11 protein-coding genes are annotated in these 12129 nt (G+C 49.2%); 9 read left to right on the top strand and 2 right to left on the bottom strand.

Going from position 1 to position 12129, the window contains the following annotated elements:
- Nucleotides 1-130 precede the first annotated feature (130 nt).
- Nucleotides 131-574, top strand: coding sequence for a hypothetical protein (locus tag AC5OW4_RS12015; protein WP_195397189.1), 444 nt, complete (start codon nucleotides 131-133; stop codon nucleotides 572-574).
- Nucleotides 575-882: 308 nt separating this feature from the next.
- Nucleotides 883-1929, top strand: coding sequence for a CPBP family intramembrane glutamic endopeptidase (locus AC5OW4_RS12010; RefSeq protein ID WP_072685265.1), 1047 nt, complete (start codon nucleotides 883-885; stop codon nucleotides 1927-1929).
- Between the two features lie 89 nt (nucleotides 1930-2018).
- Here AC5OW4_RS12010 and AC5OW4_RS12005 read toward each other — a convergent pair whose 3' ends face one another.
- Nucleotides 2019-2630 carry a hypothetical protein gene (locus tag AC5OW4_RS12005; RefSeq protein WP_072685266.1) on the bottom strand — a complete coding sequence of 204 codons (612 nt, stop codon included), beginning with the start codon at nucleotides 2628-2630 and terminating at the stop codon, nucleotides 2019-2021.
- 165 nt (nucleotides 2631-2795) lie between these two features.
- Here AC5OW4_RS12005 and AC5OW4_RS12000 point away from each other — a divergent pair, with 165 nt between their 5' ends.
- The 3 genes from AC5OW4_RS12000 to pbp4b all read left to right on the top strand — a co-directional run bounded on the left by AC5OW4_RS12000 (nucleotide 2796) and on the right by pbp4b (nucleotide 6067).
- On the top strand, nucleotides 2796-3008 hold the full coding sequence (locus AC5OW4_RS12000; RefSeq protein ID WP_072685267.1) for a thermostable hemolysin delta-VPH: 213 nt from the start codon (nucleotides 2796-2798) through the stop codon (nucleotides 3006-3008).
- A gap of 56 nt (nucleotides 3009-3064) precedes the next feature.
- Entirely contained in the window at nucleotides 3065-3724 is a 660-nt protein-coding gene (locus AC5OW4_RS11995) for an HAD family hydrolase (protein WP_072685268.1), read from the top strand.
- Between the two features lie 390 nt (nucleotides 3725-4114).
- Nucleotides 4115-6067 carry a penicillin binding protein PBP4B gene (gene pbp4b / locus AC5OW4_RS11990; protein ID WP_159432817.1) on the top strand — a complete coding sequence of 651 codons (1953 nt, stop codon included), beginning with the start codon at nucleotides 4115-4117 and terminating at the stop codon, nucleotides 6065-6067.
- A gap of 559 nt (nucleotides 6068-6626) precedes the next feature.
- On the opposite strand, the gene AC5OW4_RS11985 is transcribed toward pbp4b, so the two are convergent.
- Nucleotides 6627-8402: an LTA synthase family protein gene (locus tag AC5OW4_RS11985; RefSeq protein ID WP_195548188.1), complete on the bottom strand. Its 1776-nt coding sequence runs from the start codon at nucleotides 8400-8402 to the stop codon at nucleotides 6627-6629.
- 257 nt (nucleotides 8403-8659) lie between these two features.
- On the opposite strand from AC5OW4_RS11985, the gene AC5OW4_RS11980 reads away from it, so the two are divergent.
- From AC5OW4_RS11980 to AC5OW4_RS11965, 4 genes are all read left to right on the top strand, one after another.
- On the top strand, nucleotides 8660-8983 hold the full coding sequence (locus AC5OW4_RS11980; protein ID WP_195397193.1) for a hypothetical protein: 324 nt from the start codon (nucleotides 8660-8662) through the stop codon (nucleotides 8981-8983).
- Nucleotides 8984-9009: 26 nt separating this feature from the next.
- Nucleotides 9010-10377, top strand: coding sequence for an MATE family efflux transporter (locus AC5OW4_RS11975; protein WP_493677006.1), 1368 nt, complete (start codon nucleotides 9010-9012; stop codon nucleotides 10375-10377).
- A 108-nt stretch (nucleotides 10378-10485) separates the two neighbouring features.
- Nucleotides 10486-11187, top strand: coding sequence for a GntR family transcriptional regulator (locus AC5OW4_RS11970; RefSeq protein WP_295770999.1), 702 nt, complete (start codon nucleotides 10486-10488; stop codon nucleotides 11185-11187).
- Between the two features lie 12 nt (nucleotides 11188-11199).
- On the top strand, nucleotides 11200-11934 hold the full coding sequence (locus tag AC5OW4_RS11965; protein WP_493677005.1) for a GntR family transcriptional regulator: 735 nt from the start codon (nucleotides 11200-11202) through the stop codon (nucleotides 11932-11934).
- Nucleotides 11935-12129: the final 195 nt, after the last annotated feature.

Raw genomic sequence — 12129 nt, 5'->3', positions numbered from 1 at the left:
GGTATGAGATGATCAAGACATCCGAAGATCTGGCAGAACAGGTTCGTCAGATTGTGAATCAAAGGACGAATGCCATCCCACAGTCTAAGCTGGCGGCCACGGTTTAAAACTATCTTCAGAGGTGATTCCAATGATCAGAATGACAGAAGAACAGCGGATGGAGTTTTTGAGAAGTACAAGCTTGGACATCGCATTGATGAGGACACGGTTTGATGAAATTGACGAACAGAAGATTTACGAAAAAGGGCAGCGGTTAGGGAAGAAGATCGGGGAATGCATTGGGGAGCGCATAGGCAGACAGCAAGGGGAACGTAAAGGGGAAGCAAGACAAAGAATGATGCTTCGACAGATGTTGAGCTTCCAGATTTCGATCGGAGAAAAAGAAACAGATTTGCTTCAACAGTTAAATGGTGATGAGTTGCTGATATTATCGGAGCGGTATGAGATGATCAAGACATCCGAAGATCTGGCAGAACAGGTTCGTCAGATTGTAAGCCAAAGAAGAGAGCGAAAAATCAATTTAAACGAGTTTCCAGAGTCGGAAGCTTATAGAGAAATCGGAGAAATACTTTAAAAATTTTATTTTGTCTGTACCGTTATATTTCATAACTTAAACAATAGCGGTAAAGCAGGCAAGATGTATCGTATTCATGAGGACATACCGTTTAGATATGTGGGTTGGTATTCAATTTTTGATACCCCGTTAAAAAACACAGTCTGGTTCAGTTCAACAGTTCAACTGAATGAGAGGCTCTTCGATAAGATCTTAAATATCCGGACTAAAGCAGACATAGTTTTTTCACAAAAACTTTAATAAGATTTAAGAGTTGCCAGGATTGAATCATGATATACTCCTATCATGAACCGGAAAGAAGGGATACTGTGTTTAAAAATAAAAATGGAGAACTTCGTTCCGGCTGGAAAATCGCAGGAATGCTGGGAACGGTTTTCGGCGTTTTGTTTCTTCTTATGTTTCTCATTCAGTTTGGATTTGTGTTTATCATGACCACAACCGGGAATCTGGATCCGACGACTGCGGCCGCGACGCCGCTGGCTTTTCAGACAGCAGCGATCATCAACAGTTCCATGATGTTCTTACAGACGATCGTTATGATCACGATTCCGATTCTGTTATGGACGAAGGTGCTGAAAAAGGATAAGGCGTCGCTGGGACTTCCGCCGCTGGCGAAGCAGAGAAGGACAATGAGACAAGGACTGGCGATGGGCGCTGGCTCCATGACGTTAGTTTTTCTGCTTCTCATAGTCACGGACAGCGCACAGGTTTTGACTTGGATTCCCCAAGGCTCACCTTCGCTGCTGATCATGTTCTTCCTGTATATTCTGATTGGCTATTCGGAAGAAATCATCTGCCGCGGCTATATTCAGGGCGTTATGCGGCAGACACACAATCCAGGGCTGATCATTTTGGTGCCTTCCCTGATCTTTTCGCTGCTTCACTCAGCGAATCAGGGGATCGGGTGGCTTCCCTATCTCAATCTCTTTCTGATCGGCTTGTTTCTGTCGCTGATCACACTTTCCAGCGGCAACCTGTATTCGGCCATCGGTTTTCATATTTTCTGGAATTTCTTCCAGGGACCAATTTACGGCTTTTCTGTCAGCGGCGGTCAGGAAAGCGGTCTGCTGACAACCTATATGAAAGGCAATTCCCTGCTTAATGGCGGAACCTTCGGACCAGAAGGCGGGTTGATCGTAACGGCGGTCATGTTATTCATGATTGGCGCCTGGTATTGGCGGACAAAAGAACAGCTGCCGGAAATGATTGCCATGTTGAAAACTGAGGAGAATTCCGTCGCAAAACCGGTTTTCGTTAATGACGACACAAAATTCAGGCCATCGGGAATGAATACAGAGGAAAAGGCCAACGCAGAATCCATCCACATCAGTCAGGCTGAAACGCCGATCCGGTAAAAGCCTGAAGTAAAACGCGTTCACCCCTGAACTGACAGGATGAACGCGTTTATTTTAAATAAATCTGAACTTTGTAATCTGATTCCGGTTTAGTCTGCCGTTTTGGAGTCCGCTAACAGCCGGATTTCACTGCGGTATAAGAACAGGATGTAAACGAAGGTGATCGCCATATTCACGACGTTGCTGACAAGCGACAGGACGCTGGACCAATCGGATACAAACAGCAGTAAGACGGAAAACAGAATATTGAGCCCATAGCTGATAATCATCAATTTCCAGGTTGTTTCCCCATGCTTGACCAGCGCTTCTTCCTGCAGTTCACCCAGGAATTTCGTCGTTCCCTTGATGATGAAGAAATTCTGAAGAAATCCAAACACGGCGGCGACGACAGACAGGATCAGCGCCACGATCATAAAGGTTTGAGCCGCGCCGAGATTTCCATCGGCATACAGGCTGGAAAAGTAAACTGTCGCCATAGACAGAACCAGACTGCAGCCCAAGCTGCACAGAACCATGATAAAAGCCCGGTTATATAAAGCATCCGCTTTGCGGATTTTGACAATACCGACTAAAATGGTAATTCCGGCGATCAAGCTGATGAGATTTCCCACATTGGGCAAACTGACGAACAGCGCGATGACCTGACCGATGAAAATCAATTTCAGGGCTTTTCCGGCTGTGAAAAAACGTTCTTCTAACATAAAATGCTCCTCTCTGCGTGAATTTGCATGAAATTGCGATTGTACAACGGGAATTCTACCATAGAAAAGGGCGCAGGACAAGGCGGGGACCGGAATTGGGGTAGCGGCAAAAGGGATAAGCGGCAGAATTCAGGAAAGAATAGCGGATAAGGGAGGATTTGCGCAATGTACTTTAATTATCATGCCAAAGCGATGCGTCTGATCCGTCAGGGACATTGCACCCATTTTGAACTGGTCGAGCGATGGAATCAGATTGCTCCGGCGCTGGTGCTCTACTTTGACAACGAACCGCCGATGCCAATCCGTGAAGAGCGCTGGGCAGATTATTTTGAATTGATCGACGAAATTCATAACAAGACCATAAAGGAAGGGGAATAATCCTTTACTCTGGTTGGGAAATCCGCTAAACTAGAAGCGATTGAGAGGGTGATGACATGACGCAGATCAAAGCGGTTGTGTTCGATATGGACGGGGTTCTGATCGATTCGGAACAGTATTATCAGGATAGACTGATGGAATATTTCAGAGCGATGAAGGTGGATCTGCCGCCGCAGCGATTAAATCTGCTGGTCGGCGCGAATGGCAAGATGAACCTGTGGCCGAAAATTCTGGAAGGCATTGAACTGCCGCAGCCGTATGACGAATTCATGGTCGGGATGCGGGAATATCGCCATGCGCAGCGAATTGAAGATTATCAGGCGCTGTTGTTTCCGGGAGTGGAAGAGACGTTGAAAGCGTTGAAGGCGCAGGGAAAGAAACTGGCGCTGGCGTCTTCCAGTTCGTTTGCCATGATTGAGAAGATGTTGTCGGACACCGGTCTGTATCCTTATTTTGAACTGGTCACCTCCGGCGGAATGTTTAAAGAATCGAAGCCGAATCCGGAAATCTATCTGTTCACGGCGGAGAAATTGAAATTGGATCCGCGGCAATGCGTCGTTGTGGAGGATTCGCCGTATGGGATCCAGGCGGGCGTCTCGGCAGGAATGACGGTAATTGCCCGGCAGGGCGAACGATTCCCGATGGATCAGTCGAAAGCCCATTATTTTGTAAAACAACTGCCGGAAATACTGGCAATTCTGGCTCAGCTGGGCTGAATCGGCAAAAACAAATCAGGAAGTCAAGGCGATCGCCAACAGATCCTGATAGCCGCATGATTCCTGATTTTATTTCTATCCCTTTCGAAGTTTATCTGGAATTCAAGTCACAACCAGGCATAATGAGTCTTAAATCCAAGCGTAAAGCTTGAATATTACGTTTGATCCTGACTCATAGGCGTCAGCCGTGAAGGGCTGTGGATTTTGAAAAATCATCAAAAAAAACTGAAATCTGTTCCGGGCGATGCTTCTGGACAGATTTTTATTTGTGAAAAAACAAGTTTGTAAGCGCTTCACATTTTCTCTTGACTGGTCTGACCAGATCCTGCTATGATGGAAGAGTCGAAAAGGAAATCTCTGGAAAGAGATCGTCGAAAGAGAGGAACAAGGATGAAAAAACTGATGATTTTAGTCCTGGCTGCCGTGTTAGCCACCACGGCGGCAGGCTGCAGCGCAAACAACTCGTCATCCGCCGGCCAGCCTTCGGCGCAGACGAATGAAACGCGCGGCGTTACGCTGAGCGAAGGCGTCAGCGTTAAAGGCGTTCAGGCAGATGTCACCTATCCGCTGGAGGGATTGGACGACACGCTGGCGATGAACAATCTGACAACAATCAAAACGTATGCCGGACAAGGCCAGGTTTCCGTGACGCCGAAGGGAGCGGAAAGCTTCGATCTGTTCATCAACGGAACAGCCGTCGATCACAGCGAATTTGCGGGGAAAGCCTTCACGGTCGATTTCTCGGCTCTGGCAACCAACGAGATCAACACGATTCAGGTAACCAACATTCTTCCGGAAACCGCAAGCGTCAATATTAAAGTTGACTATCCGACGGTGATCGAAGGGACACCGGAGGAAGTCGGCTTCAGCAGCGAGAAGCTCAGCTTTATTGACGATCTGCTGAACAAGGAAGTGGAATATGGATTCCCGGGTGGTCAGCTGGTCATCATCAAAGACGGAAAGATGATCAAAAACACGGCTTACGGCTATGCCAATTCCTACAATCAGGATGGAACGCGGATTGAAAATCCGGTGCCAAGCACTCCGGAAACCTTATATGATTTAGCGTCCAACACCAAAATGTACGCGACCAACTATGCGCTGCAAATGCTGGTCAGCGAAGGCAAGGTCAACATTACCGATACGATTCAAAGCTATTTCCCGGAATTCAAGGATGAAGCAGGCGCTGCCATCCGGGGCAAGGACACGATGACTCTCCAGAACATTCTGGAACATCAGGCCGGATTCCCGGCCGATCCGCAGTATCATAACGATACCTACGACAAGGATGATGGAATTGTCAACGGCGTCAACGATCTGTATTCAGTGGAAAAAGCCACGACCAGGGAAATGATACTGAAGACTCCGCTGCAGTATGAGCCGGGAAGCAAGACCGTATACTCTGATGTCGACTACATGCTTCTGGGACTGATCGTCGAACAGGTTACCGGCATGGATCTCGATGTCTTTGTCGAAGAAAATATCTACAAGCCGCTGGGCCTCGATCACATCGTCTTCAATCCGCTGCAGAAGGGATTTGAAAAAGACCAGTGCGCGGCAACCGAGCTGAACGGCAATTCCCGCGACGGCGCGATTTCGTTTACGGTTAACCGTACCGATACGATTCAGGGCGAAGTCCATGATGAAAAAGCTTTCTATGCGATGAACGGTGTTTCCGGTCATGCCGGTCTGTTTGCCGACGCGCAGGATCTGGCGCGCTTAGCGCAGGTCATGCTGAACCAGGGCGGTTATGGCGATGTCAAGCTGTTCTCGAAACAGACGATTGATCAATTCACCAAGCCGAAGTTCACAAGCCAGACCTATGGATTAGGCTGGCGGCGCATGGGCGATCATGGTTACAGCTGGTATTTCGGACCACAGGCCGGAGCTTCAACGTATGGTCATACCGGTTGGACAGGTACACTGAGTTTAATCGACCCGGAAAATGATATGATCGTCATCTGGCTGTCCAACAAGATCAACAGTCCGGTTGTCGATCCGACGGTCAATCCGAATTATTTCTATGGCAACCATTTCATCGGCGGAACCCTGGGCGGTGTGGCGACGCTTGCTTATGACGCACTGAATCCGACATCCATGGACAGCATCGATTCCCTGTTGGCGCAGATGGTTGCGAACAAGCTGACATTGATCGAAACTGACGAAGGCTATCAGAACGCGGCGGACGAACAATCGCTGCAAGCCTTGATGGATCTGCTGGTCAGCCGTGTGGAAAAGACCGGCTCGGCCGCCGTGAAGAGTCAGGCCGAACGGCTGGTTGAAAAACTGAGCGATGAAGCGGCGAAAACGGCGCTGAACGAACGGCTGGCTGCGGTGAAATAAACAATCTCGATTCATCAAAATCAGGATTTCACGCAAACTGTTGGAATGCAGAAATCTGCGGCAGGGAGCCTGCTTTCAGGCGCAGGGTGCTGAAAGGGCAGAGCTTGCCAAAAAAGAATCAGGATCAGGAAAAGGTTCTTCCTCAGCTTAGGGCAGACCTGAAATTTTCATGCAAAGAAGCAGGGGGTATGAAGCGTTATCAAAACTTCGTACCCCTGTCTTTTTATCTTTCCTCAAGTTTAAGAAAGAACACGGGAAAAGGAGCGGATTGAATTTCGCTTCTTTTTGCTTTTGTGCAGATGAAAAATTGAAGTCTTCATTGAACCCGCTCTAACTCGCCTCTTCGCTCCATCGTGCGGTAATCATTTTTCAGCCATTCCCCTTCCCCTATTTACCTGTTTCTTCATCAGAAACAGGAAAATGAGAGATAAAAAGCGGACTGCCCGGGCGTTATGTACACCGTCAGGCAATCCGCTGTTTTCGTAAGCAGCATTAGAGATAAAACGGAAATCTTTGAGCGAAAATCTTATTCTCTGTCCGTCGGTTTCCAAGATCCGGATCAGGGATGGGATAAAGTTTCGGCCTTTTCCGTTAATTGATCCTGAAAATAACCGCTGCCAAACAGCCGCTCATATTGCAGGGTCTGATAATCCTCAAGGACAGCGGTGAAATCCGTAGATTCCCAATGACTGTACGCATTTCCCTGCGAATCCATATAGCCCGCAAAGGTAACGACCGGCAGCGATGTGCGCAGAGTCTGTAAATACTGACCATAAGCATCCGGTTCCAATCCGGCATAGTTTAACAGAAGCGACGACAGAAAATTAAGACTGATTTCCGGCAGCGCTGTTTCCGGCAGGGGGTAATTAGCCCAGAGGACAAACGGAACTCGAAATTTGTTCATATACTCTTCCATGGATAATGTGCCGTCTTCCACGCCATAAGCTTTGTCCAGAAATGCCGGTTCCACGGAAGGCTGGTGATCGCCGAACATCAGAATCAGCACCGGTTCATCCTGTTGGCTGAAATATTCAGTCAGCCGCAGAAACTGGTCTTCTGTTTTGTGAACGAGCGTCAGATACTGTTCGGCCATCGGATAAACGCCCGGCTGATCCATCAGGCGAATTTCCGCCGGATAGTCCTTGACAGTGTACGCGCCATGATTCTGAATGGTGACGTTAAACAGAAATAACGGTTTGTCGGGATCGCGATGTTCATAGTCCCACACAATCTGATCAAAATCTGTTTCATCGCTGACATAGCCATGTTCTGTGATGATCGGAACGTCCAGTTCATCTGCGCTTTTAAACGAGTCGAAGCCCAGCCGCGGATAAGCCTGATCCCGCTGCCAGGAACTCCGCTCGCCCGGATGAAACGCCGCCGTTTGATAGCCGAGCTGTTTCAGCTGGGAAGCCAGAGAAAAGGAATCCTTTAAAATATATTGTTGATAAGGGATGCTTCCAGAGGGCAAAAAGGCCATCGAATTTCCGGTGAGAAACTCAAATTCACTGGCGCTGGTACCCGCGCCGAAAACGGAAGCATAGGCGTGGGAGAACCGGGCGTTATCCAGCTTGGCAATACCGTCGATGACGCTTTCGCTGAGCTGAAGATTGCCGAATTCTTCAAAATCCGCCCACGATTCATTCATGATTGCGATGATATGCGGTTTCTGATTCAAAGTCAGTGCCGGCGCCTTTGCAAAGACGGAGCTTAAGATCTGATCCAGCTTTTCTCTGGAGGTATCGGAAGGAACTTCGACGTTCATGAATTCGGTATTGCGCAGGAAGGTAGCGAGGATTCCGCTTTTCTGATAAGCGCCGCGCTGATCCCAGACATCTGTCTGAACGTTGAAGCGGGCCAGGTTTTTCGGAGAGGTGAAGACCGCGCAAAGCAGCGCCAGCGTCAGGCAGAGAAGCCGCAGCGGCAGGGGAAAGCGTCGGCAGAGCGCATGGGGCAGTACGTCAAACCTGCGGAAATGAAGGAGAACGATCAACGCTCCGATCAAAACTACCGCAGCGATGATCATGGGCCCGGTCGGCGTAAAATCATAGGTGGAAGAGACGGCCAGCGCCGTGTTCAGCGCCGTCAGGTCCCAGGGCAGAACCGGCGTGCCGCGGAAGACGGAGACGAAATAATTGATCGCGCCTAAAAGCGCGCAGGCCGTGTGGATCATAACGCTGGCGGCGGCCGGTTTGCGGATCAGGGCGCAAAGCAGATAATAAAGCACGCCGACGCAGATCGCGTTGGCCAGAAAGGCGGACGCGGAAATTTGCCACGGATCGCCGCAGTAGACATACTGCATCAGAAAGACGGCGGTAAAGGGCGTCGCGCTCATCAAGCACAAGCCTCCGATCCGAAGCCGATGCTTATTTATATTTTTTAACACGTGGTTCAAGGTGTTTATCCCCCTTTCATGTTCGCTTTCACAGAACGAACAACTTGGCTTATTTTAAACGAGTTCCCCGGAAAGATCAAGAAAGCCCTGGGAATTCACTAAAAATTCCCATATTTAAAAGGCTGCTTGCGATTGGCGTAGGGGGGAAAACCGCTGAATTCAGCAAGCGATAGCGGCCGAGAACAAGGAAATATGAAATGGTTAAACAGCGATCAGAATCAATCGGCGAGTTTAACTGCCGCAGGATTTGCGGAGATAGGGAAGCAAATTCGGGAAAGCGGAAAAAAGCGAAGCTTGACAACAAGCCGGACACCCTTCTTATCGTGCTTGCCCTCTGGGATATGGCGGGCTTCGATGAGTTTGTCAATCAGGGGGAAAAATTGAGTTCAGGCATTGATGCAAGGCAGCGATCCTCTCTGGAAAGCTGCAACATTGATCCCGAAAATACAGCGTCCATTCTCTGCGGACGTTTCCCGCCGTCTTGCATTCATTGTCATTTCGCCTTACAATATCTTTCATAACCAGCTTGAATAAGGGGGAATTCAGGATGAAGCGGGAAAACTGGGCGTTTTTAAAACGGGTAATTTTACTCTCGCTGCCGGTCATGATCCAGCAGCTTTTAACGAATATGCTGAACCTGTGCGATACGATGATGATCGGCGGGATCGGGGAGAATGCGATCAGCGCGGTCGCGATCGTCAACAAAGTCTTTTTTGTTTATCAGCTGATTTTATTCGGATTAAGCAATGGGATCGGAATCTTCATCTCGCAATACATGGGGGCGCGGCAGGAGGATCAGATTACCGATCTGTATAATTTTGGACTTGGCTTGTGCTGTGTGATGGGGATTCTGGTGACCGGAATTCTGGTCATTTTCCCGCAGCCGATTCTCGGTTTATTTGTTCAGAATCCGCTGGTGCTGGCGGATGCGGAAGCGTATTTAGGCGTGCTGCTGTGGACGCTGCTGCCGTTTGCCTGCACGTCGATGATCAGCGTGGCGTGCCGCGTCATGGGTCGGCCGGCGATTCCGATGGTGTCCGGCATGATTTCCTGCCTGGTCAACATTGTTTTAAACGCGCTGCTGATTTATGGTTTATTCCACTTTCCGCGCTGGGGAGTGATCGGCGCAGCGGCCGCAACGATGATCGCGCGGTTTTTGGAAGCGGCTTATTTGTTCTATGCCTCCCGCAAATATCTGCCGGCGCTGAAGCTGCGGTTAAAAAATAATCTGCCCTCTTCGATGCGTTGGACGGTTATCCGCAAGGCGCTGCCGCTGATGGGAAACGAATTGATCTGGTCGCTGGGACTGAACATGATCTTTATTAATTACAGCTTTATCGCAGAACAGTACATTCCGGCGATCACGGTGGTCGACAACATCAGCAATCTTGTCTATGTCGCCTTCAGCGGCTGTTCGGTAGCCGTGGGTGTCATCATCGGCCAGGCCTTAGGTTCGGGCAAGCTGGAACAGGCCAAGCAGGACGCCAAACGCATGATCGGCTTTGCGCTGGTCGTTTATCTGGCCGGCGGTGTGATTCTGGTCGCGATTCACCGCTGGGCACCAGTCTGGTTCTCCTTAAGCGCCGCGAATGTTTCGATGGCTGCCGCGCTGATTTTGGCGAAGGCTTTTCTGGCCTGGACCCAGGGCTATGCCAACACGGTTTATTATATTCTGCGCGCTGGCGGGGACACGAAGTCGGTGCTGATCATCGACGGCTTGTTCACCTGGTTTGGGCCGGTGCTGCTGAGCTTTTTGGTTGCCCGGGTGTTCCGGATCCCGCTGTTCCCTGCCTACTGCCTTGTGGAAGGCGCCGGTTTGATCAAAGTCTGCCTGGCGACCTGGTTTTTGAAAAAGGGAAACTGGCTGAAAAACCTGACGGATAATCAACAAACAAACGCAAGTTCAGAAGCCTGAGTCGCGCAAAAATGTACTGAAGATTTCCACACGGGTGGAAAAAATACGAAACTCTGGTATAATAAAATTAAAAAAATGGTAGGAACCTTGGAAAAGCAGGTGAAACGTATGAAAGGGATAACCCTGGATGTTCTGATCGCGGATGAGATCCGCTCCCAAATTGAAAGCGGGCAATATCCGCAAGAATGCCGCCTGCCTTCGGAAAGAGAACTGTGCGATGAGTTTTCAGTGCAGCGGCTGACGATCCGCTCCAGTCTGCAGATTCTCAAACATGAAGGCTATATCTATTCAAAGAACCGGAGCGGTTATTATGTGGCCAAACGCCGGATCATCAAAAACCTGAAGGAGTTTCAATCCACATCCAACATTCTGGAGCTGATGGGCAAGCCTTCCAGCGTGACGCTGCTTCATTTTGGCAAAATGGAAGCCGACAAAAAGCTGGCCGCGCGGATTGACATTCCGATCGCGACACCGCTTTACCAGCTCAGCCGGCTGCGCAAACTGGAAGACGAGGCGATTGCGATTGAGCGAAGCTATACGTTTGCGGAATATGTACCGGGACTGGAGAAATTTGATTTTTCACTTTGCTCCTTATACGCGGTGCTGGAAAAAGAATATCATATCGTCATGGACCGCGCGGAAAAGGAAATCAGCGTTGTCCATGCCAATGAGATGGAAAGCGAACTGTTGAAGGTGGAACTGGGTGAATCTCTGATCAAAGAACACGGGATTGTCTATGACACCCAGAACCGCCGGATAGAATACAGTGAAAACATCCTGTTAATGAACCGTTTTGTCTTTGTGAAGTAGGAGGGAAGCGCCATGAATTACAGACCGCCGATCTACATGCAGCTGCGTGACAGCATCATAAAAAAAATTGAAGACGGTGACTATCTGCCTGATGAAATGATTCCCTCGGAACGGGAAATGGCCCAGCTGTATGATATCAACCGGATGACAGTAAAAAACGCGATCGAAGTGCTGGTCAAGGACGGCTATCTCTACCGGATCCAGGGTAAGGGGACCTTTGTGCGCGGCAAGAAAAACAAGCTGTTATTGGGAACCGCTGGCAGCGAAGCAAACTACGGGATCAGCGCCCGGGCTAAAAAAGCCGACATGAGCGCTTCCAGCAAGGTGATTTTCCATGGGTTTGTGCAAGGCTATCCGACGATGAGCCAGCGGCTGCGCCTGGACGTAGCGGATCAGATATTTGCTTTGCACCGTGTCCGGTATGGGGATGAGGAACCGCTGGCGATTGAGTACACCTACATCCCGGGGGCTCTGTTTGAGGATGCGGATCTCAATGATTACGGGCAGGTTTCGCTGTATGATTATATGAACAATAAGAACCACATGCCGGTGGAATTTGGCCAGCGGCTGATGGTAGTCGGCTGTCCCCAGCGCGAAGCCGGACAGCTGGAAATCGAGCCCAGAACCGCTGTTTTCTGCTTTGAGTACACCGGGCGTGAACGCAGCGGAAGGATTGTGGAGTTTACCAGAACCTACATCCGGACGGATAAAACGAATTTTCGGTTCAGCTCCTACCGCTCAGATTAAATAAGTTTATTCAATGCAGAAATATTAAATAACCGCTTTAAACAAGGCGGTTTTTTTGGCTCTTTCAAAAATAGTGTTGGTGAGAGAAAAACCGAAACAAGAAAGACGCAGATGAGTTCCAGAAATGGGACTCATTTTTAATTGAGAAAACGGCAGGGAACTAAGGTGTTAGAAATAAGTAAAATGCGGGTCTTA

Source organism: Holdemania sp., assembly GCF_986127675.1.
Note: the sequence above shows the minus strand (reverse complement) of the source record. Positions and strands in the feature narration are given on the sequence as shown.

Bases quoted from the DNA above. Each gene is read 5' to 3' on its own strand.
- AC5OW4_RS11970 (WP_295770999.1), top strand. From the start codon at position 10,486: ATGAAAGGGATAACCCTGGATGTTCTGATCGCGGATGAGATCCGCTCC.
- AC5OW4_RS12005 (WP_072685266.1), bottom strand. From the start codon at position 2,630: ATGTTAGAAGAACGTTTTTTCACAGCCGGAAAAGCCCTGAAATTGATT.
- AC5OW4_RS11965 (WP_493677005.1), top strand. From the start codon at position 11,200: ATGAATTACAGACCGCCGATCTACATGCAGCTGCGTGACAGCATCATA.
- AC5OW4_RS11975 (WP_493677006.1), top strand. From the start codon at position 9,010: ATGAAGCGGGAAAACTGGGCGTTTTTAAAACGGGTAATTTTACTCTCG.
- AC5OW4_RS11985 (WP_195548188.1), bottom strand. From the start codon at position 8,402: ATGAGCGCGACGCCCTTTACCGCCGTCTTTCTGATGCAGTATGTCTAC.
- AC5OW4_RS11995 (WP_072685268.1), top strand. From the start codon at position 3,065: ATGACGCAGATCAAAGCGGTTGTGTTCGATATGGACGGGGTTCTGATC.
- AC5OW4_RS12000 (WP_072685267.1), top strand. From the start codon at position 2,796: ATGTACTTTAATTATCATGCCAAAGCGATGCGTCTGATCCGTCAGGGA.
- AC5OW4_RS12015 (WP_195397189.1), top strand. From the start codon at position 131: ATGATCAGAATGACAGAAGAACAGCGGATGGAGTTTTTGAGAAGTACA.
- AC5OW4_RS11980 (WP_195397193.1), top strand. From the start codon at position 8,660: ATGGTTAAACAGCGATCAGAATCAATCGGCGAGTTTAACTGCCGCAGG.
- pbp4b (WP_159432817.1), top strand. From the start codon at position 4,115: ATGAAAAAACTGATGATTTTAGTCCTGGCTGCCGTGTTAGCCACCACG.